This window comes from Caulobacter sp. 05T431, from assembly GCF_056665975.1.
Window position 1 is genome coordinate 41,752 of record NZ_JBFTKU010000003.1, and the last position, 19,258, is coordinate 61,009.

At 69.6% G+C, this 19,258-nt stretch carries 27 protein-coding genes and 1 pseudogene; 18 read left to right on the forward strand and 10 right to left on the reverse strand.

Annotated features, from left to right (window positions below; translation table 11 throughout):
• Positions 1-93 precede the first annotated feature (93 nt).
• The 4 genes from AC1U89_RS03975 (at position 94) to AC1U89_RS03990 (ending at position 2,542) form a co-directional block, all read left to right on the forward strand.
• Positions 94-348, forward strand: coding sequence for an accessory factor UbiK family protein (locus AC1U89_RS03975; protein ID WP_479898409.1), 255 nt, complete (start codon positions 94-96; stop codon positions 346-348).
• A gap of 126 nt (positions 349-474) precedes the next feature.
• Positions 475-981, forward strand: coding sequence for a type III secretion system chaperone family protein (locus AC1U89_RS03980; protein ID WP_479898411.1), 507 nt, complete (start codon positions 475-477; stop codon positions 979-981).
• 173 nt (positions 982-1,154) lie between these two features.
• A complete protein-coding gene (proC, locus tag AC1U89_RS03985) occupies positions 1,155-1,937 on the forward strand; it encodes a pyrroline-5-carboxylate reductase (protein ID WP_479898412.1) in 783 nt (260 codons plus the stop codon).
• A 62-nt stretch (positions 1,938-1,999) separates the two neighbouring features.
• Positions 2,000-2,542: a TetR family transcriptional regulator gene (locus AC1U89_RS03990; RefSeq protein WP_479898650.1), complete on the forward strand. Its 543-nt coding sequence runs from the start codon at positions 2,000-2,002 to the stop codon at positions 2,540-2,542.
• Positions 2,543-2,662: 120 nt separating this feature from the next.
• On the opposite strand, the gene AC1U89_RS03995 is transcribed toward AC1U89_RS03990, so the two are convergent.
• Positions 2,663-4,003, reverse strand: coding sequence for a hypothetical protein (locus AC1U89_RS03995; protein ID WP_479898413.1), 1,341 nt, complete (start codon positions 4,001-4,003; stop codon positions 2,663-2,665).
• A 118-nt stretch (positions 4,004-4,121) separates the two neighbouring features.
• Here AC1U89_RS03995 and AC1U89_RS04000 point away from each other — a divergent pair, with 118 nt between their 5' ends.
• Positions 4,122-5,201 carry an MBL fold metallo-hydrolase gene (locus AC1U89_RS04000; RefSeq protein WP_479898414.1) on the forward strand — a complete coding sequence of 360 codons (1,080 nt, stop codon included), beginning with the start codon at positions 4,122-4,124 and terminating at the stop codon, positions 5,199-5,201.
• Positions 5,202-5,212: 11 nt separating this feature from the next.
• Here AC1U89_RS04000 and AC1U89_RS04005 read toward each other — a convergent pair whose 3' ends face one another.
• From AC1U89_RS04005 to AC1U89_RS04020, 4 genes are all read right to left on the reverse strand, one after another.
• On the reverse strand, positions 5,213-5,449 hold the full coding sequence (locus AC1U89_RS04005; protein WP_479898416.1) for a hypothetical protein: 237 nt from the start codon (positions 5,447-5,449) through the stop codon (positions 5,213-5,215).
• Positions 5,446-6,213 (reverse strand): DUF899 domain-containing protein, encoded by a 768-nt coding sequence (locus AC1U89_RS04010; RefSeq protein WP_479898417.1) that lies wholly within the window; start codon positions 6,211-6,213, stop codon positions 5,446-5,448. Before AC1U89_RS04010 ends, AC1U89_RS04005 begins: the two co-directional genes overlap by 4 nt.
• Positions 6,214-6,287: 74 nt before the next feature.
• Positions 6,288-6,824 (reverse strand): SRPBCC family protein, encoded by a 537-nt coding sequence (locus AC1U89_RS04015; protein WP_479898419.1) that lies wholly within the window; start codon positions 6,822-6,824, stop codon positions 6,288-6,290.
• Positions 6,821-7,201, reverse strand: coding sequence for an ArsR/SmtB family transcription factor (locus tag AC1U89_RS04020; RefSeq protein WP_479898420.1), 381 nt, complete (start codon positions 7,199-7,201; stop codon positions 6,821-6,823). Before AC1U89_RS04020 ends, AC1U89_RS04015 begins: the two co-directional genes overlap by 4 nt.
• Before the next feature lie 112 nt (positions 7,202-7,313).
• Between AC1U89_RS04020 and AC1U89_RS04025 the strand changes: the two genes are divergently transcribed.
• From AC1U89_RS04025 to AC1U89_RS04050, 6 genes are read left to right on the forward strand one after another with little or no spacing between them, the layout of a single operon-like run.
• A complete protein-coding gene (locus tag AC1U89_RS04025) occupies positions 7,314-7,757 on the forward strand; it encodes a MarR family winged helix-turn-helix transcriptional regulator (protein ID WP_479898421.1) in 444 nt (147 codons plus the stop codon).
• Positions 7,754-8,524 carry an enoyl-CoA hydratase gene (locus AC1U89_RS04030; protein ID WP_479898422.1) on the forward strand — a complete coding sequence of 257 codons (771 nt, stop codon included), beginning with the start codon at positions 7,754-7,756 and terminating at the stop codon, positions 8,522-8,524. The genes AC1U89_RS04025 and AC1U89_RS04030 overlap by 4 nt, the downstream gene beginning before the upstream one ends.
• A gap of 1 nt (position 8,525) precedes the next feature.
• On the forward strand, positions 8,526-8,939 hold the full coding sequence (locus tag AC1U89_RS04035) for a DUF3995 domain-containing protein (RefSeq protein ID WP_479898423.1): 414 nt from the start codon (positions 8,526-8,528) through the stop codon (positions 8,937-8,939).
• A gap of 37 nt (positions 8,940-8,976) precedes the next feature.
• The gene (locus AC1U89_RS04040; protein ID WP_479898424.1) at positions 8,977-9,942 is read left to right on the forward strand and encodes an SDR family NAD(P)-dependent oxidoreductase; all 966 of its coding nucleotides are present in this window, start codon (positions 8,977-8,979) and stop codon (positions 9,940-9,942) included.
• A complete protein-coding gene (locus tag AC1U89_RS04045) occupies positions 9,942-10,460 on the forward strand; it encodes a hypothetical protein (RefSeq protein WP_479898425.1) in 519 nt (172 codons plus the stop codon). The genes AC1U89_RS04040 and AC1U89_RS04045 overlap by 1 nt, the downstream gene beginning before the upstream one ends.
• A complete protein-coding gene (locus AC1U89_RS04050; RefSeq protein WP_479898426.1) occupies positions 10,457-11,317 on the forward strand; it encodes an SDR family oxidoreductase in 861 nt (286 codons plus the stop codon). The genes AC1U89_RS04045 and AC1U89_RS04050 overlap by 4 nt, the downstream gene beginning before the upstream one ends.
• Here the strand turns inward: AC1U89_RS04050 and AC1U89_RS04055 are convergent, their stop codons facing one another.
• Complete coding sequence (locus AC1U89_RS04055; RefSeq protein ID WP_479898427.1) at positions 11,318-11,653, reverse strand: TfoX/Sxy family protein; 336 nt, start codon at positions 11,651-11,653, stop codon at positions 11,318-11,320. It abuts the gene before it with no gap.
• Between AC1U89_RS04055 and AC1U89_RS04060 the strand changes: the two genes are divergently transcribed.
• The gene (locus AC1U89_RS04060) at positions 11,654-12,133 is read left to right on the forward strand and encodes an N-acetyltransferase family protein (RefSeq protein ID WP_479898428.1); all 480 of its coding nucleotides are present in this window, start codon (positions 11,654-11,656) and stop codon (positions 12,131-12,133) included.
• Between the two features lie 151 nt (positions 12,134-12,284).
• Here AC1U89_RS04060 and AC1U89_RS04065 read toward each other — a convergent pair whose 3' ends face one another.
• Positions 12,285-13,571 (reverse strand): MFS transporter, encoded by a 1,287-nt coding sequence (locus tag AC1U89_RS04065; protein WP_479898429.1) that lies wholly within the window; start codon positions 13,569-13,571, stop codon positions 12,285-12,287.
• Positions 13,572-13,828: 257 nt separating this feature from the next.
• Between AC1U89_RS04065 and AC1U89_RS04070 the strand changes: the two genes are divergently transcribed.
• From AC1U89_RS04070 to AC1U89_RS04085, 4 genes are all read left to right on the forward strand, one after another.
• Positions 13,829-14,347, forward strand: coding sequence for a GNAT family N-acetyltransferase (locus AC1U89_RS04070; RefSeq protein ID WP_479898430.1), 519 nt, complete (start codon positions 13,829-13,831; stop codon positions 14,345-14,347).
• 49 nt (positions 14,348-14,396) lie between these two features.
• A complete protein-coding gene (locus AC1U89_RS04075; protein WP_479898651.1) occupies positions 14,397-14,972 on the forward strand; it encodes a DUF1285 domain-containing protein in 576 nt (191 codons plus the stop codon).
• A gap of 2 nt (positions 14,973-14,974) precedes the next feature.
• Positions 14,975-15,622, forward strand: coding sequence for a CoA pyrophosphatase (locus AC1U89_RS04080; RefSeq protein WP_479898652.1), 648 nt, complete (start codon positions 14,975-14,977; stop codon positions 15,620-15,622).
• Between the two features lie 136 nt (positions 15,623-15,758).
• A complete protein-coding gene (locus AC1U89_RS04085; RefSeq protein ID WP_479898432.1) occupies positions 15,759-17,012 on the forward strand; it encodes a CCA tRNA nucleotidyltransferase in 1,254 nt (417 codons plus the stop codon).
• A 4-nt stretch (positions 17,013-17,016) separates the two neighbouring features.
• Here the strand turns inward: AC1U89_RS04085 and AC1U89_RS04090 are convergent.
• A pseudogene (locus AC1U89_RS04090) lies at positions 17,017-17,160 on the reverse strand (hypothetical protein); the annotation flags it as partial.
• A gap of 14 nt (positions 17,161-17,174) precedes the next feature.
• On the opposite strand from AC1U89_RS04090, the gene AC1U89_RS04095 reads away from it, so the two are divergent.
• Together AC1U89_RS04095 and AC1U89_RS04100 are read left to right on the forward strand one after the other, a co-directional pair.
• Positions 17,175-17,885 (forward strand): glutamine amidotransferase-related protein, encoded by a 711-nt coding sequence (locus AC1U89_RS04095; protein ID WP_479898433.1) that lies wholly within the window; start codon positions 17,175-17,177, stop codon positions 17,883-17,885.
• Between the two features lie 59 nt (positions 17,886-17,944).
• Positions 17,945-18,592: an Isoquinoline 1-oxidoreductase subunit gene (locus AC1U89_RS04100; protein ID WP_479898434.1), complete on the forward strand. Its 648-nt coding sequence runs from the start codon at positions 17,945-17,947 to the stop codon at positions 18,590-18,592.
• Positions 18,593-18,595: 3 nt separating this feature from the next.
• Here AC1U89_RS04100 and AC1U89_RS04105 read toward each other — a convergent pair whose 3' ends face one another.
• Both AC1U89_RS04105 and AC1U89_RS04110 read right to left on the reverse strand, forming a co-directional pair.
• Positions 18,596-18,994, reverse strand: coding sequence for a PIN domain-containing protein (locus AC1U89_RS04105; RefSeq protein ID WP_479898435.1), 399 nt, complete (start codon positions 18,992-18,994; stop codon positions 18,596-18,598).
• Positions 18,987-19,190, reverse strand: a complete 204-nt coding sequence (locus AC1U89_RS04110) for an AbrB/MazE/SpoVT family DNA-binding domain-containing protein (protein ID WP_479898436.1) — start codon at positions 19,188-19,190, stop codon at positions 18,987-18,989. Before AC1U89_RS04110 ends, AC1U89_RS04105 begins: the two co-directional genes overlap by 8 nt.
• Positions 19,191-19,258 lie beyond the last annotated feature (68 nt).

Consider the following 19,258-nt stretch of genomic DNA (forward strand, 5'->3'; position numbering starts at 1 on the left):
TCTTCTTCGCTTTCACCCTTCCTTTCCCATATAAGGGCTCGCCCTGATTTGGGACGAACCGCGCCCGCCCCTCTTCTTCCCTTTGGGAAACCCATGCACAGCCAAAACCCCTTCCTCGACGAATTCGCCAAGCTGACCCAGGCCGCCATGGGCATCGCCCAGACCGCCGGCGAGGAAGCCAAGACCGCGATGCGGGCCCAGGCCGACCGGCTGGCCGCCGAGTTCGACCTGATCCGGCGCGACGATTTCGAGGCGCTGAAGGCCGAGGTGGCCGCCCTGCGCGCCGAAGTCGCCGAGCTGAAGGCCAAAAAGACGCCCGCCAAGAAGACCGGTAACGCGGCCGAATAGGCGAGTTTCGTTCCCGTTCGACGTGAAGGCGGTTGTGACGCCGCCCGCGAAGCAGATTAGACTCCCTCAAGTGGGTGATTTGGACGGGCCCAACGGCCTGTCCCTCCCCGGGGGCCAAAGGTTCTTATGGACACCCAACCGGAAGAAGACGACGTCCTGCTGGCGATGGACCCCCTCGAGGTCGTCGAGCACGTGCTCGCGGCCGAGAACCTGACGTTCGACCGCACCGAAGACGGTGACCTGGCCTTCGCCCTGACCGGCGACTGGAAGGACTACGAGCTGTGGTTTGCCTGGCGGCCCGAGGCCGACTGCCTGCAGCTGTGCCTGTCGCTGGATCTGCGCGCTTCCAAGACCAAGCGCCCCGCCGCCTACCAGCTGCTGTCGATGATCAACCAGCGCGTCTGGTTGGGCCATTTCGAGGTCTGGACCGAGGACGGCGAGGTCGTCTTCCGCCACGCCCTGGCCCTGCCGGCCGGCGAGCGCCCGACCATGGCCCAGGCCGCCTCGATGATCGACGCCGCCGTGGAAGCCGCCGACCGCTTCTATCCCGCCTTCGACTTCCTGCTGCACGGCGCCAAGACCCCGGACGAGGCCATGGCCGCCTGCATGTTCGAAACGGTGGGTCAGGCTTGATCCCAGATCCTTCTCCCCTTGCGGGAGAAGGTGTCGGCGAAGCCGATGGATGAGGGGTTGATAGACGCTTCCGCGTTCCCCATCGGATAGGCAGGTGCGACCCCTCATCCGACCTGCTACGCAGGCCACCTTCTCCCGCAAGGGGAGAAGGACGATGTTTCGGGAGCCCCTTCATGACCCCCATCCTCCTCCTCGGCGCCGGACGCATGGGCGGGGCCCTGATCGAGGGCTGGAGCAAGGTGGACGCCTTCGCCGCCGCCGACCTGATCGTCCGCGACCCGAACGTCGACGCCGCCGCCTTCCCGGGCTCGACCGTCAATCCGCCGCTGGAAGCCCTGTCCGCCGCCAAGACCGTGCTGCTGGCCGTCAAGCCGCAGATCTGGCGCGAGGCCGTGGCCGATGTCGTCCCGCACCTGGCGCCCGACGCCGTGATCGTTTCCATAGCCGCCGGGGTGCGGGCCGCCGACATCGCCCAGGCGTTCGGCGGCCGCGCCGTGGCCCGGGTGATGCCGACCACCGCCGTCGCCATCGGCCTGGGCACGGCGTCGATCTACGCCGAGACCGCCGAGGCCCGCCACCGGGCCCACGCCCTGCTGGACCCTGTGGCGACCACGGTCGATCTCGACGACGAAGCGCTGATGCAYGCCGCCACCGCCGTATCCGGCTCGGCCCCGGCCTATCTCTACGCCTTCATCGAGGCGCTGGAGGCGGCTGGCGCGGGCCAGGGGCTGGACCCGGCCGCCTCGGCCCGGCTGGCGCGGGCCACGATCGTCGGCGCCGCGGCTCTGCTGGGCCAGGGCGGCGAGGAGCSGGCCGAGCTGCGCAGGCAGGTCACCTCGCCCGGCGGCACCACGGCCGCGGCCCTGGGCGTGCTGATGGGCGAGGGCGGTTTCGGCGACCTGCTGCCCCGCGCGCTGGACGCGGCGGTGAAGCGATCGGTGGAACTGGGGGGCTAGAGCTCTCTCCCCCTGGGAGAGGGTCCTTGCTTCGCGCCCGCCGACCCGCCATTTCAGCAGCCATGACCGCCGCCGAAGACATCCTCGATCGCGCCGCCGCCGCGGCCCTGTCCCTGGCCGCCGATCGGCCGTGGACCCAGATCAGCCTGCGCGACATCGCTCTGAAGGCCGAGGTCCCGTTCGCCGAGCTCTACGCCCGGGCCGACGGCAAGGGCGCGGTGCTGAACCACCTGGCCGCCCGCTTCGACCGCGCCGCCCTGGCCACGGTCACGGCCGAGGACGCCTCGACCCACGACCGGCTGTTCGACGCCGCCATGGCCCGGCTCGAGGCCATGGAGCCCCACCGCGCCGCCCTGATCGCCATCAGCCGCTCGGAAAGCGTGGTGATCTCGGCCCTGCGCTTCCCCCGGACCGCCCGGGCGATCCTGGAAGCCGCCGGCGTCGACGCCACCCCGGCCCGGCTGACGGCGATGTCGGCGGTGTGGGGCCGCACCCTGCAGGTCTGGCGCGACGACGAGGGCGCCTTGAACCGCACCATGGCCGAGCTCGACAAGCGCCTGAAGCAGATGGCCCAGAGCCTGGAGAAGATCGGGGCGGGGCTCTAAGCCGCAATCCCTTTCGGGAAAACCCCTCGCGCCAACGGGTTTCGGCCCTTGGCTGAAGCAAAGAAAAAGCCCGCCGGGATCGCTCCCGGCGGGCTTCTTTCGTTCAGGCTGTGCGCCCGATCAGCTCTTGGTCTTGTTGGTCGGCAGCTTGCAGCCGCCGCCGACGCCCTTGGCCTGCACGCAGGACAGGACTTCCTTGGCGTGCGGGGCGGTGGTGTTCAGCGGATAGGCCATCACCCAGCCCGGCAGGCCGTCCGAGCAGGCCACTTCGACGTAGCCGTCGGTGGCGGTCTGGCCGATGACGCGGGCGCCGGAGACGGTGCAGCTGCTCTTGCCCAGGCCCTTCAGGTCGGCCGTCAGGCGCGGGAACGCCTCGTCCGGCTTGGTGAAGCTGCAGCGGTAGCCGTTCATTTCCGAAGTGACGCAGTCGTAGACGGTGTTGCTGGTGGCGGTGAAGATGCCGATGCCGCCGTCAGGACGGTTCGAGCACTTCAGTTCGACGATCTCCTTGCGGGGATCGGGGCTGGGCAGCATGCCGTACTTCTCGACCTTGCAGTCGAAGCCGGCCTTGGTGGCCAGCTTGGTATAGAGGCCGGCCTGTTCGGTCTGGGCGGCMACGGCGTCGCTCAGGGTGCAGCCGCCGCCGACGAAGCTGGCCTGGGCGCAGTCGATCGAGCGGACGAAGGCGCCGGTGGCCGAGGCCTGCTGGTAGACGTAGCCCTTGCCGTCCTGACACGCGACTTCGAAGTAGTTGTCGGTCTTGGTGCTGAGGACGTAGCGCTTGTCCTTGATGGCGCAGTTCTTGCCGGCCGCGCCGTTCAGGGTGTCGACGACGGCCAGCTGGGTGGCCCGGTCGGTCAGCTTGCAGCTGACGTTGCCGCCTTCTTCGTACAGCAGGCAGCTGTTGACGGTGACGTCCTGGTCGACGTTCACCGGCGACGCGGTCTGGACGATGTAGCCGGCGCCGCCCTTACAGGCGACTTCGAAATAGGCGTTGTGAGCGCCGGCGCCGATGGCGCGGGCGTTCTGGATGTCGCAGGTCGCGCCCGCCTTGGCCAGGTACGGAACCAGGCCGGCCTTGGGGTCGGCGTTGCCGGGCAGCACGCAGGCCAGGGCGCTGGGCTTGCCGTCGGCGCCGGCGGCTGCGGTTTCCAGGCAGCTGTAGGTCTGCGGAGGCGAGTCCTTCTTGGCCAGGACCGCGAAGCCCAGGCCCTGCTGGCAGGCGACTTCGTAGTAGTCGGTGGCCGTCTTCTTGTCGTTGCCGATCAGGCGGGCGTCGGTGACCGTGCATGAGACGCCGGCGGTCTTGATCAGGTCCGGCGCCGCCTTCATGCCGGCCTCGCGGGCCTTGGCGTCGACGGCGGGGGCGGCGGCTTTCTCCTTCGGCGCCGAGATCACGGCGGCCGGAATGAGCGCGGCGAGCGCGAGGGCGGCCGTCAGGCCGATCGCGATGGGCCTCATAGGGTGTATCTCCTGGGGTAAATTCCTCGCGGCGGACTTAAGGCCCGCTTGCATCAAGGGTCAAGATGTCGTCCGACGGGGGCGCAATCATGACGGTGGCTGTGACCGGAGGACGCAGATGCGAGACGGGATCGAGGAAGAGGCGTCCGAAACGGTCGAACCGCGCAAGCCGCGCCTGGTCTATCCGTTCGAAACGGCGCCGGAGACGGGGTCGGGCCAGGCGGTCGAGGTCGCGCCGGGCGTGCTGTGGCTGCGCCAGCCGCTGGGCGGCTCGCTGGGCTTCATCAATGTCTGGGCCATCCGCGACGGCGAGGGCTGGGCGGTGGTCGACACCGGCCTGCAGACCAAGGAGACCTCGCAGGCCTGGCGGGTGGCCTTCGCCGGCGCCCTGGGCGGCCTGCCCGTCACCCGGGTGATCGTCACCCACCTGCATCCCGACCATGTGGGCCTGGCCGGCTGGATCGTCCGCAAGTTCGACGTCCGCCTCTGGATGACCCGGCTGGAATACTTCCAGTGCCGGATGCTGGTGGCCGACACCGGCCGCGAGGCCCCGGAGGACGGGGTGCGGTTCTTCCACGCGGCGGGCTGGGACGACGAGGCGATCGACAACTACAAGGCCCGGTTCGGCGGGTTCGGCAAGGCGATCTATCAGATGCCCGACAGCTATCGCCGCCTGAGTGACGGCGAGACCTTCCGCATCGGCGACCATGACTGGCGGGTGGTGACCGGCCAGGGGCACTCGCCCGACCACGCCTGCCTGTGGTGCCCCGAGCTGGACGTGCTGATCTCCGGCGACCAGGTGCTGCCGCGCATCTCGTCCAACGTCTCGGTGCATCCGACCGAGCCGGACGCCGATCCCCTGACCGACTGGATCACCTCGCTGGCCAAGGTGAAGGCGGCCGTGCCCGACTCGGTGCTGGTGCTGCCGGCCCACAACGATCCGTTCCGGGGGTTGCACGCCCGCATCGACGGCCTGATCTCGGGGCACGAGCGGGCCCTGACGCGCCTGGCGGGCAAGCTGGCCGAGCCCAAGCGGGTGGTCGACGTGTTCGGGGCGCTGTTCGCGCGGCCGATCGGGCCGGACATCCTGGGCATGGCCACCGGCGAGGCCCTGGCCCACCTCAACTGCCTGATCGGGCGGGGTCTGGCCGCGCGCGAGAAGGACGCCGACGCGGTGAACTGGTACCGAGCCGTCTAGCCCTTCAGGGCCTAGGCGGACGCACGCCGCCTGGCGGCCAGCCGGATCCACKGCGCGGCGTGGAACACGGCCATCAGGGCGTACATCGCCGCCATGCCGTCGAAGGGCGGCCGGACGGCGCACAGCCCGCCCATCGGTCCGCCCGTCAGGCCGGTGACCAACGCCATGGCGGCGAAGGTCGGGGTGGCCGCCAGGCTCAGCCAGCCGGACGCGGCCAGCGCCGGCGAGGGCGACGTATCCACGGTCACTCGGCCGCCCTCGGATACTCGTCGTGGCGGCGGAACCACAGGTCCTGTTCGTTGCGGCCCTTGGGCGCGCGATCCAGCCACTGGTACATGCCCCACAGCCCGTCCACGCCCCGCGTGTAGGTCGAGTAGGTGTGATAGACGACGCCGTCCTCCAGCACGAAGGTGCTCAGGCCGGGCCGATCCAGCGCATAGGTTTCGGCGTTCGTGCCGCACATCGCCGCGAACTCAAGGACCGGCGGGGGCGCCGGCTTGATGTCCAGGGCGTGGCCGGCGATCTCGTAGTTGTAGTCCACGGTCCCGGTGCGCTGCTGGGCCTCGGAGAACGAGACGTTGAAGTCGAAATTGAAGTCGCTCCCCCCGGACGACGCCCAGGGGAACGACCAGCCCATCCGTCGCTGGTAGGCTTGCAGCTTTGCCAGCGGGGCGCGCGACACCGCCGTCAGGGTGACATCGTGATTGGCCAGGTGCACGACCGAGGCGTCGAAGCCGTCGGCGATGGCCGAGCAGGACGGGCAGCCGGCCTCGTAGTCCGGGCCGAACATGAAGTGATAGACCATCAGCTGCGAGCGGCCGTCGAACAGGTCCTCCAGCGAGGCGGGCCCGTTCACGGTCTCGAACCGGTAGGGCTTATCGATCTTCACCCAGGGCAGGGCCTGGCGCTGCAGGGCCAATTGATCGCTGCGCCGGGTCAGCGCCTTTTCCTCAGCCAGCAGGGCGAGTCGGGCCTTCAGCCACTCGGCCCGTGAAACAACGGGGTGGATCATGGTCAACCTGTCTGATTTTGGGGGAGGTTCCGTGGCTCCGCCGACCAAACGGCGGAGCCTCCGGTCGGGAGCGTTCAGGCGGCGGGCAGGCGCTTTTCGTACTCGGCCTTGAGCCGCTTCCAGCCGTCCCAGAACGACGCCGTCTGCGGCTTGCCGCTGAGCCGGGTGGCCAGGACGTCGAGGTGGGCGTGCCAGCCGGCGCTGACATTGAGCAGGGTGGTGCGGTCCGGCGCGCGGCGGTGGATGATCGTCAGCAGCACCTTGTCGCCTGCGGGCTCCAGTTCGAACGACACCTCGCCCTGGTTCCAGGCGATGGCCAGCTTGCGGCCCGGGACGAAGTCGAGGATGCGGCTTTCCAGGCTGTGCTCGGCGCTGAAGCCCTCGGGAAGCTGGCCGGGCGGATCGCTCAGCTCGTTGTTGCGCCAGGTGAAGGTGAACGGCGCGCCGGCCTTCATCTCCATCGCGCCCGAGGCCAGCCACTGGCGGCGCAGCTTGCTCTCGGTGAGATAGGCCCAGACGCGGTCGATCGGGCCCGGCAGCAGGCGCTGGATCTTCAGGGTCAGGGGCTCGATCACTTCGCCATAGGCGTCCAGCGTGGCGGCTTCGCTCATTGGTCGTTTCCTTTGTTCGAGGGCGGGGTCTTGCGGGCGTCCTCCTCGCGGAGGAGCCGGTCCAGCACGTCGAGACGGCTGGTCCAGAAGTGCTCGTAGAAGCTCAGCCACTCCTGGGCCGTGGCCAGCGGGCCGGGCTCCAGGCGGCACAGGTGGGTGCGGCCGCGGACCTCGCGCTGGATCAGGCCGGCGCTCTCCAGCGCCTTGATGTGCTTGGAGGCGGCGGCCAGCGAGATCGAGAACGGCTCGGCCAGCTGGCCCACCGTCCGCTCGCCGCCCGCCAGCTCGCGCAGCATCCGGCGACGGGTGGCGTCGCCGAGGGCGTGGAAGACGGCGTCCAGCTGAGGGGCCGAAAGGGCGGTGTTTAATTCAACCATGTGGTTGAATGTGTGGGGTGGCCTTCAAAGAGTCAACCGATCGGTTGAATGATTTTCGACATCGGCCAAAACATTCGTTTGATATTTCGTGCGCGAACTATAATCTCGCGCCATGACCACGCCGCCCGACCGTCGCCTCGTCTTTCTGCTCAATGTCGCGCACCGCCGGGTGCAGCGCTATGTCGAGGCCAAGATGGCCGCCAAGGGCGGGCTGACCGCCGCCCAGTCCGGGGCGCTGTTCGTGCTGGGCCAGAAGGACGGCGCCCTGATCGGCGAGGCCGCCGAGGCGCTGGACCTGGCGCCCTCGGCCATGACCGGCCTGGTCGACCGCATGGTCCGCGCCGAGCTGGTCGAACGCCGGCCCGACCCCAACGACGGCCGCGCCTTCCGCCTGCACCTGACCCCCCACGGCGAGACCGCCCGCGAGGAGGCCAAGGCCGGGGTCGAAGGTCTGAACGCCCATCTCACCGAAGGCTTCACGGATGACGAGATCGCCGTGGTGTCGCGCTGGCTGACCAGCCTGCAAACGAAGTTCCCCAAAGGAGACCCCCAATGAGCGACCATGTTCAGGTCGTCGTCGACGCCGGCGTGATGACCATCACCCTGGCCCGTCCGGACAAGAAGAACGCCCTCAGCAACGCCATGTACGGCGTGCTGGCCGACAGCCTGGAGCAAGCCGAGAGCGATCCGGCCGTGCGGGTGGTGGTGTTCCAGGCCGACGGCGACAGCTTCAGCTCGGGCAACGACCTGCAGGACTTCGCCGCCCAGGCCACGGGCGCCTTCACCGGCGAGCGGCACGTGATGCGGTTCCTCAAGAACCTGGCCAAGGCCACGCGGCCGCTGGTCGCCGCCGTCCAGGGCCAGGCCGTGGGCGTGGGCACGACCATGCTGCTGCACTGCGACCTGGTGTTCACCAGCCCGGACGCCAAGCTGACCGTGCCGTTCGTCAACCTGGCCCTGGTGCCGGAGGCCGCCTCCAGCCTGCTGCTGCCGGCCCGCATCGGCCACGCCCGCGCCTACGCCATGTTCGCCTTGGGCGAGGCGGTCAGCGGCGAGACGGCCGCGGCCTGGGGCATCGCCAACGCCTGCGTGCCGCTGGAAGACCTGCGGGCCAAGGCCCGCGCCGCCGCCGACCAGCTGGCCAAGCGTCCGCTGGGCGCCCTGACGGTCACCAAGAGCCTGATGCGCGACGCGGAGGCCATCGCGGCGCTGATGGACAAGGAGGGCGAACTGTTCGGCCAGCGGCTGCAGACCGCCGAGGCGCGGGAAGCCTTCATGGCCTTCGCCGAGCGCCGGGCGCCCGACTTCAGCAAGGTCGGCTGAGATGGCCTTGGCGGTGGTGCTGGCGGCGGCGTTGTTCGCCCTGTCGGCGATCCACCTCTATTGGGGCCTGGGCGGTCGCTGGCCGGGCCATGACGAGGCCTCGATGGTCGAGCACGTGGTGGGCCGCACCCGCGGCATGCGCGCGCCGGGCTTGCTGGCCTCGACCGGGGTCGCCCTGGCCCTGGCGGCCGGCGGGGCCCTGATCCTGGCGACCCTGACCCGCACGCCCTGGGACCCGCTGTTCCAGGCCGCGCGCTGGGGGCTGTTCGCGGTGTTCGCCGGGCGCGGCCTGGCGACCTATGTCCCGCCCGTCTTCCGCTATGCCGAGGGCACGCCGTTCGCGACGCTCAACCGCCGCGCCTACGGGCCGCTGTGCCTGGCGATCGCCTTGGGGATTCTGGTTCTGCAGCTGTAGCGTTCGTCACAACGAAAAGATCAAAAGGGAGCGAAACATGGCCGACCGCATCAAGTCCCCTTTCGGGGCCTATACCGACGCCCGCGACGTGGTCGCCGGCCAGGACCTGACCGGCGTGGTCGCCATCGTCACCGGCGGCGCCACCGGCATCGGGATCGAGACCGCCCGCGCCCTGGCCGAGGCCGGAGCCGAGGTGGTGATCGCCGTCCGCAAGCCCGACCTGGCCGAGGCCGCCGTCGCCGACATCGCCAAGACCGCCAAGGGTAAAGTCAGCTGGTCGATGCTGGACCTCTCCAGCTTCAAGTCGATCCGCGCCTTCGCCGAGCGCTGGGGCGACCGGCCGCTGAACCTGCTGATCAACAACGCCGGGGTCATGGCCTGCCCGCTCGCCTATACCGAGGACGGGCTGGAGATGCAGATCGGCACCAACCACTTCGGCCATTTCCTGCTGTCGGTGCTGCTGGCTCCGAACCTGGTGGCGGGCGCCAGGTCGGGCTGGACCTCGCGGCTGGTGTCGCTGTCGTCGATCGGCCACCGCCGCGCGCCGGTGAACTTCGACGACCCGAACTTCCGCGATCGTGCCTACGACAAGTGGGAGGCCTACGGTCAGGCCAAGACCGCCAACGCCCTGTTCGCCGTGGGCTTCGACAAGCGGTTCAAGGACCAGGGCGTGCGCGCCTTCGCCGTGATGCCGGGCGGCATCATGACCCCGCTGCAGCGCCACCTGCCGCTCGAGGAGCAGAAGGCGATGGGCTGGATCGACGACGACGGCAAGGTGCGCGACGGCTTCAAGACGCCCCAGCAGGGCGCCTCGACCAGTGTCTGGGCCGCCGTCGGCGCCGAGCTGGACGACGCGGGCGGTCTCTATCTGGAGGACCTGGCCGAGGCCGTTCCCTGGAGCCCGGAGCATCCGTGGAGCGGCGTCATGCCCTACGCCCTGGACCCCGAGGCGGCTGACCGCCTCTGGGCCCTGTCGGTGGAGACCACGGGCGCGGGGGCCTGATGCGGCGGCAGACGATCTGGCGGCTGGCCGGCGTGGCCGCCGTCCTGGGGGGACTGATCGACCTGCTGGGACCGTTGGCCTATCCGCACCTGACCGATCCCGCGCGGCTGTCGACCTATGTGCTGATCGACCTCCTGCTGCTGTTCGGCATGTTGGGCGTGCAGTCGGTGGCGGGCCGGCTGATGGGGTGGCCGGGGCTGGCCGGCTTCGTGATGGCGGTGAGCGGCGTCCTGCTGGTGCGCACCTCCGCGGCCGGGATCTGGGGCGCGGCGTCCTACACCGTGGCCTCGGCGGTCTGGTCGATCGGCATGGTCGTGGTCGGGGCGACCCTGCTGGCCCGCAAGGGACCGTTTCGCGCCGCCTCGGCCCTGTGGATCGCCGCCTTCGTCATCGGCCTTGCCGGGCTGGCCCTGAAGGATCAGGGTCTGGCCCACCGCCTGGCCGGCTGGTGCTTCGCCCTGGGCTTCATCGCCGCCGGCGTCATCCTGGCCAGAACCGCATCGAGAGCAGAAGCATGAGCAGCCTAGCTGGCAAGACCCTTTTCATCACCGGCGCCTCGCGCGGCATCGGTCTGGCCATCGCCCTGCGCGCGGCCCGCGACGGGGCCAACATCGTCATCGCCGCCAAGACCGCCGAGGCCCACCCTAAGCTGCCCGGCACGATCTACACCGCCGCCGCCGACATCGAGGCGGCCGGCGGCAAGGCCTTGCCGCTGGTGGTCGACGTGCGCGAGGAGGCCAGCGTCCAGGCCGCGGTCGACAAGGCGGTCGAGACGTTCGGCGGCATCGACATCTGCGTGAACAACGCCTCGGCGATCTCGCTCACGGGCACGCTGTCGACCGACATGAAGCGCTACGACCTGATGCACCAGATCAACGGGCGCGGCACGTTCCTGACCTCGAAGATCTGCCTGCCGCACCTGAGGAAGGCCGCCAATCCGCACATCCTGGCCTTGTCGCCGCCGCTGGACATCAAGCCCCGCTGGTTCGCGCCGCACGTCGCCTATTCGATGGCCAAGTACAACATGAGCCTGTGCATGCTGGGCATGGCTGAGGAGTTCCGCGCCGACGGCGTGGCCTGCAACGCCCTGTGGCCGCGCACCGCCATCGCCACCGCCGCCATCCAGTTCGCCCTGACCGGCGAGGAAGGCCTCAAGCACTGCCGCACGGTCGAGATCATGGCCGACGCCGCCCACGCCATCTTCCTCAAGCCCTCGCGCGAATTCACCGGCCAGTTCGTGATCGACGACACGTTCCTTTACGGCGAGGGCGAACGCGACTTCGACAAGTACCGCGTGGACCCGACCGCCACCCTGATGCCGGACTTCTTCGTGCCCGAGGACAGCGTCCCGCCACCGGGCGTGGTGATCGGCTAGCTATTTCCGAGGCCTGTCCTTGCGCGCCGCCGCCACGGCGATGGACCGGCGCGCCCAGTCGATCATCAGGTCCGGATCGTCCAGCGCCTCGGCCGGTGCGGTCCAGTAGGCCATGGGGCTCATGCCGAACGGCGCGAACTGGGTGCTGCCGACCGCCTCGAAATCGGCGCGCAGGGTTTCGTCGCCCTTGAGGTACAGGGTGTCGTCGTCGATCAGGGCGAAGAACAGGCCTTGGGCGTAGAGCCCGACTCCGCCGAACATCTTGCGGAAGGTCAGCGGCCCGACCGGGGCCAACTGCTCCAGCACGAAATCCAGATAGTCCGAAGAGACCGCCATATGCCCGTCACCATTCGCCCGGCCGTCCCGGGGGACAGCGCCCTGATCCTGCGGTTCATCCGCGACCTGGCCGAGTACGAGAAGCTGCTCGACGCGGTGGAGGCGACGCAGGACCACGTCACGGTGGCGCTGTTCGGCGAAAACCCCAAGGCCTTCTGCGACATCGCCGAGATCGACGGCGAACCGGTGGGCTTCGCCCTGTGGTTCTACAATTTCTCGACCTTCGTCGGCCGGCACGGGATCTATCTCGAGGACCTGTTCGTGCGGCCCGAGGCGCGCGGATCGGGCGCGGGCAAGGCCCTGCTGGCCAATMTGGCGCGGCGCTGCCTGGACGAGAATCTGGGCCGGCTGGAATGGGCGGTGCTGGACTGGAACGCCCCGTCCATCGCCTTCTACGACAGCCTGGGCGCCGCGGCGATGGACGAGTGGATCGTCCGGCGGATGACCGGCGAGCCGTTGCGGAAGCTGGCGGGGGCCTAGGTCCTTCCCTTCAACCGCTCATCCCGGCGAATGCCGGGACCCAGATCCTATAGCTGGGTGGAGGGTTGGAAGAGCTCAGAACCCTTGGCGTCAACCACACAGCCATTCCATCTGGGTCCCGGCATTCGCCGGGATGAGCGGAGTTGGAAAGCTATTCCAGCCGGTCGGCCTTGCGCAGCGCCGGGAACATCTTGGCCCAGGCGCCGGTCACCACCAGCGCCCCGACGCCGCCGAACACCGCCGCGCCGACCGGACCCAGGAACCGCGCCGCGACGCCGCTCTCGAACTCGCCCAGCTCGTTGGAGGCGCTGATGAACAGGCCCGAGACGGCGGCCACGCGACCGCGCATGGGGTCGGGCGTGACCAGCTGCACCAGGGTCTGGCGGATATAGACCGAGACCATGTCGGCCCCGCCCAGGATCGCCAGGGCGCCGACCGACAGCCAGGTCCACTTCGACAGGCCGAAGACCACCGTCGCCGCGCCGAACACGGCGACGGCGCCGAACATCAGCAGGCCCGCGCGGCGGCGGATCTGGTGGCTGGCCAGGAAGATCGCCACCAGGGTGGCGCCCACGGCCGGGGCGGCGCGCAGGACGCCGAAGCCCTCGGCCCCGACATGCAGCACGTCGCGGGCGAACACCGGCAGCAGGGCGGTGGCGCCGCCCAGAAGCACGGCGAACAGGTCCAGCGAGATCGAGCCGAAGACGATCTTGTTGTCCCAGGTGTAGGCCAGGCCCTCCTTGATCAGGGTCCAGCGCGAACCGGGCTGCACGACCGGCCGGGTCGACTGGCGGATGAAGGCCAGCAGAAGGCCGCCCAGCAGGAACAGGCCCGCCGAGGTCGCGAACGCCGTGGCCGGCGAGACGGCGCAGAGCAGACCGCTCAGGGCCGGACCGATGATCGAGGCGCTCTGCCAGGACAGCGAGTTCCAGGCGATGGCGCGCGGCAGCAGCGGACGCGGCACCAGCATCGGGCCCATGGCGCTGGAGGCGGGCGACAGGAAGGCGCGGCCGGCGCCGAACAGCACGGCGATGGCGAAGATCGGCCACAGGGCGGTATGACCCGACCAGGCCAGCAGGCCCAGGCCGGCGGCGCACAGGATGTCGACGCCGATCGCGGCGGTCATGATCGCCCGGCGATCGTGGCGGTCGGCGGTCTCGCCGGCGGTCAGGGTCAGGAAGAACAGCGGGATGAACTGGGCCAGGCCCACCATCCCCAGCAGGAAGGCGCCCTGGCCCTCGTTGTGTCCGGTCTCGCGGGCCAGGGTGTAGACCTGCCAGCCGATCGTCACGCCCTGGATCTGCACCGCCAGGGTGGCGGCGAAGCGCGCGGCCCAGAAGAACACGAAGTCGGTCTGCTTGAGCAGGGCGCGCATGGACGTGTCCGTCGCTTCGATGGCCGAGGGGACGGAGTCGGGATCGGGGGGGAGGTCGGTCATGGCGGCGGACCATGTCCCCGACCGAGCGTCACCGCAATCGAGTTTGTTTGATGCGACAGTTGAATTCATTGACGCCAGGCGCACCAGGCCCTATTCCGCGCGCTCCAACGGAAGGAAAGCGCCGCCATGCGACGCCTGCGACGAACCTGCGCCGCGCGGACCGGAGTCCGCCACTAACGCCCCGGAAGCGGCCGTCTCGGCCGCGTCACGATCCGGGGCTATGTCCCCTTTTCGTGTTCCGGATCGTTTAAGCGCCCATGTCGTCTTCCGCCGTCGCCCCTTCGCCGCTTCCCCCCGCCATCCTCGTCGAACGGCCCGAGCACGCCCGCGCCGTCGAGGTGCTGGTCGATCGCGCCTTCGGTCCGGGTCGCTTCGCCAAGTCGTCCGAGCGCCTTCGCGAGGGTAACCACAAGCTGGACGACTGCTCGTTCGTGGCCCTGCATGAAGGGCGCGTGATCGGCAGCGTGCGCCTGTGGCCGGTGACCGTGGGCGGCAAGCCCTTAGCCTTCCTCGGCCCGCTGGCGGTCGACGCCGACGAGCGCAAGCACGGCCTGGGCCAGGCCCTGGTCGAGGCCGCCTGCGACGCCGCCGCAAAGGCCGGCTGGGCCGCGGTGCTGCTGGTGGGCGACGCCCCCTATTTCGGCCGCGTCGGCTTCGCGGCCGAGCCGGCTTCGCAAGCGATCATGCCGGGTCCGGCGGACCAGCGCCGCGTGTTGGTCAAGGCGCTGGTCGAGGGCGGGGACGCCGGCCTGGTGGGTCCGATCCGCATCGGGTGAGGGGAAGCCCGCGCTTGAGCCGGACACCGGCTTGCCCTACCTGAAACCCATGACCGTCGATCCCACCCCTTCCGGCCTCGCAGGCGTCACCGCCGCCGCCAAGGAAGCGGGCCAGCGCGGCCTGCCGCCCGTGCACCTGTGGCATCCCGAGCATTGCGGCGACATCGACATCCGCATCCGCAGGGACGGGGTCTGGTTCCATGAGGGCACGCCGATCGGCCGCGAGGCGCTGGTGCGCCTGTTCTCGACCGTGCTGCGCCTGGACCCGGACGGCTATCACCTGGTCACGCCGGTCGAGAAGCTGAAGATCCAGGTCGAGGACGCGCCGTTCATCGCCACGCGTGTCGATCAGGTCGGCGACGCCCTCAGGTTCGAGACCAATGTCGGCGACGTGGTGGAGGCGGGTCCGGACAACGCCATCCGCGTCGAGACCGATCCGACCACCGGCGAGCCCAGGCCCTATCTGCACGTGCGGCGCGGCCTGGAGGCCCTGATCGCCCGGCCGGTGTTCTACGAGCTGGCCGAGCTGGCCGCCGAGCGCGACACGCCCGACGGGCCGCGCCTGGGCGTGGCCTCGAACGGCGCCTGGTTCCCGATCGCGCCGGCCGGGGTCCATCGCGGATGACCCTGACCCGAGACGAACGGCGAGCGTGGATCACCAGCAAGCTGGACCCGATCGAGGCCTACGATCCCAGCCTGGATGCGGCGCGCTCGGACTTCGACCTCAATCCCGGCCTGCGGCCCGACAATCCCCACGCCCTGCGTCCGGCCGCCGTGCTGGTCGGGCTGGTCGAGCATGAGGAAGGCTGGACCGTGCTGCTGACCCGCCGGGCCGACACCCTGCGCAGCCACACCGGCCAGATCGCCTTTCCCGGCGGCCGCTGCGATCCCGGCGAGACGCCCTGGGAAACGGCGCTGCGCGAGGCCCAGGAGGAGATCCACCTCGACCCGAAGTTCGTGACCCTGGCCGGCCTGCTGCACGGCTACCGCACGGTGACCGGCTTCCACGTCACCCCGGTGGTCGGCTTCATCGATCCGGCCGCCACCTTCGAGCCCAGTCCCGACGAGGTGGCCGACGTCTTCGAGACCCCGTTCGCCTTCCTGATGGACCCGGGCAACCACCAGCGCCAGCACCGCGACCTGCCCGACGGCGAGCGGCGGTTCTTCTACGCCATGCCCTGGAACGAGCGGTTCATCTGGGGCGCGACGGCGGGCATGCTGCGGGGCCTGTACGAGCGCCTGCACGGGCCGGAAGAAACGCCGGACGCCCCGTAACCCGCCCAGGCGGCCCCGACGTAAACCACGGAAGAATCTATGGTTAAGTTTATCAACGGGCTTGTCGGCGGGCGATAATCGTCTGAAATGCCTCGCCCCGCGTGCGGGGGCGTGTTGCGTACCGCGGGGGAGTAGCGTGAGCACCGAGACGATAGGCGTGGCGCCGTGGATGGCGCTGCCGGAGACCCAGGCCGTGATCGCCGCGCTCGAGAAGCGCGGCTTCCCCGGCTGTGCGCGCTTCGTCGGCGGCTGTGTGCGCAACACCCTGATGGGCAAGCCCATCGACGACATCGACATCGCCACCACCCTGACCCCCGACCAGGTGATCGAAGCCCTGGGCGAGGCGGGCCTGCGCTCGATCCCCACCGGCGTCGACCACGGCACGGTCACGGCCCTCTCCAACGGCCGCTCCTACGAGATMACCACCCTGCGCCGCGACGTGTCGACCGACGGCCGTCGGGCGGTGGTGTCGTTCACCCAGGACTGGGACCAGGACGCCGAGCGCCGCGACTTCCGCTTCAACGCCCTCTACGCCGACATCCACGGCCGCCTGTACGATCCCACCGGCGAGGGCGTGAACGACGCCCGCGAGGGCCGGGTGGTGTTCGTCGGCGATCCGATGACCCGCATCCGCGAGGACTATCTGCGCATCCTGCGCTTCTTCCGCTTCCACGCCTGGTACGGCAAGGGCGACGCCGACCAGAAGGCTCTGGCCGCCTGTAAGGCGCTGAAGGGCATGGTCGAGGGCCGCGCCGCCGAGCGCACCCAGAAGGAGCTGCTGAAGCTGCTGGCGGCCGACGATCCGCGCGCCGCCCTGCGCCTGATGGCCGCCACCGGCGTGCTGCCGGCCATCCTGCCGTTCGTGAAGTCGCTGGCCCGGTTCGAGGGGCTGATGGCGATCGAGACCGAGCAGCTGTTCGAGAACGATCCCGAGCTGCGCCTGGCGGCCCTGATCCCCGACGACCCCAAGATCGCCGAGCAGATGGCCGAGCGCCTGCGGCTGTCCAACGCCCTGAAGGAGCGGCTGGTCGAGGCGGTGGGCAAGTCGCCGCGCATCGTCAGCTGGATGAGCCCGCGCGAGACCCGCCGGGCTGTCTACGCCCTGGGCCTGAAGACCTTCAGCGACCGGGTGAAGCTGGCCTGGGCCGGCGCCAGCCGCTCGGCCACCACGGCCCAGTGGCGCGGCCTGCTGGCCCTGGGCGAAAGCTGGACCCCGCCGGCCTTCCCGCTGACCGGCGAGGAGATCCTCAAGGCCGGCGTGCCCAAGGGTCCGATGGTTGGCGAGGTGATGCGCGAGGTCGAGATCTGGTGGATCGACCAGGACTTCATCGAGGACAAGTTCTCGGCCATCGAACGGCTGAAGGCCGTGGCGCAGGGGATGGTGTTCTAGTTTTGATCCCTCTCCCAGAGGGAGAGGGAGGGACCCGCCGCGAAGCGGTGGGAGGGTGAGGGGTTACGAGGTTCGACGGCGTGCCGGCGCTCCGTCGGACGCCGTAACCCCTCACCCCAACCCTCTCCCTCTGGKAGAGGGAGCATATCGACGGAGACCCCCATGAAGATCGGCCTGCTCGAAACCGGTGAACCGCCGGAAGCCCTGCAGCCCGCGTTCGGGCGCTACGCCGCGATGTTCCAGGATTTGCTCGGGCCCGGGCACGACTACGTCGTCTACGACGTCCAGGCCGGCGTCCTGCCCGCCGATCCGGCCGAGTGCGACGCCTATGTGGTCACCGGCTCGTCGGCKGGGGTCTATGACGACCTGCCGTGGATCGAACCGCTGAAGGCCTTCCTGGTCGAGGCTAGCCGGCAGCCCTTGGTCGGGGTCTGTTTCGGCCACCAGGTCATGGCCGAGGCGTTCGGCGGCAAGGTCGTGAAGTCCGACAAGGGCTGGGGCGTGGGCCTGCACAAATACGACGTGGCCGAGCCCCAGCCATGGATGGACCTGGACCTGGACCGGGACCCGGCCCGCGTCGCCGTCCCGGCCTCGCACCAGGACCAGGTGATCGTCATCCCGCCGACCGCCCGCGCCGTGGCCGGCAGCGCATTCACCCCCGCCGGCGTCCTGGTCTATGACGACCGGCCGGCCATCTCGATGCAGTTCCACCCCGAGTTCGACCCGGCCTATGCGCGGGCCCTGATCGAGTCCCGGCGCGGCAGCCGCTTCACCGACGCCGAGGCCGACGCGGCGGTCGCCAGCCTCGACCAGGCCAACGACCGGGCGCGGGTGGGCGACTGGATTCAGGCCTTTCTGGCCCAGACGGTCTGATTTCTGGCAACCTGGACCGCACGCCGGCCGTTCCGGCTGAAACGCGGGAGACCAGGATCATGAAAGCCGTCGCCGTCGTGCTCGCCGCCGGTTCGTTGATGGTCGGGGGCGCGCTGCTGTCCAGCGTCGGGGCCGCCGCGCCCGCGCCGCCCGCCGCCGCGCCGCCAGAGACGCTGAAGAGCGTGTCCGACTTCACCTCGATCCAGGACCCGGCCGCCCGCTCGCTGGCCCTGTTCGCCGAGGTCGGCAAGGTGATCGAGAGCCCGCGCTGCATGAACTGCCACCCGGTCCAGCGCGCCCCGACCCAGGGCGACGACCGCCATCCGCACAATCCGCCGATGGTGGGCGGCCAGGCCGGCCACGGGCCCGTCGGCCTGCCCTGTTCGTCGTGCCACGGCCCGGCCAACGTCGCGACCTGGGGCCAGGACATCAAGTCGATCCCCGGCGATCCGAAATGGGCCCTGGCCCCGGTCGAGATGGCCTGGCAGGGCAAGTCGCTGGGCGCGATCTGCGCCCAGATCAAGAACCCGGCCAGGAACGGCGGTCGCTCGCTGGCCGAGCTGCATCATCACATGGCCGAGGACCACCTGGTCGGCTGGGCCTGGAACCCAGGCGAGGGCCGCAAGCCGGCGCCGGGCACCCAGGCGCAGTTCGGCCAGCTGGTGCAGGCCTGGATCGATACGGGGGCCAAGTGCCCGAAGGCATGACGTTCAGAGGTAGGGATTGCGGATGGTCAGCCGCCCGTCGATGACCTGACCGTTCTGCATGTCTTCCGAGTAGAGKACCGTACATCCGGCGATCAGCGCAGCKGCGAGGATCAGGGCGTCGTAGAAGCCATAGCCGTAGCGCTCGCTGAGCAAGGTTGCGCGATCATAGGTCTCGGAGCTGACGATCTCGACCTGGCAAACATACCGGATGGGATCGAGCGCGCCGCGTATCCTCGACCAGGGCAGTCCATATTTTCGGAGGGCAACGGACGTGAATTCGTTGAGCACCTGGACGCTGATGACGCCGCCCTCGGCGACCAGCGCCTCGGACTTGGCGGCTTTGTCGGCGTCGCCCGAGATCAGATAGAGGATGACGTTGCTGTCGAAGAACGCCCTAGTCACGCCTGTTGGCTTCGTCGCGATCGAACTTGAAATCCGCCGGCAGACTGCCTCGGAATTGCCGAATGCTCTTCAGGGCTTCGAGGCGTGAGGCATAGGTGCTGCCGGCCGCGGCATGAGCTACGGGCGCCACCTCGACTTCGTCGCCTTCCTTGAGGCCAAGCCGTTCGACCTCGTCCGCCGATAGACGAACGGCCAAGCCGTCTCCCAATCTCGTCACGTGCACGGCGAACTCCTTGTTCGACAAAGTCCAGCCTAGCACGAGGC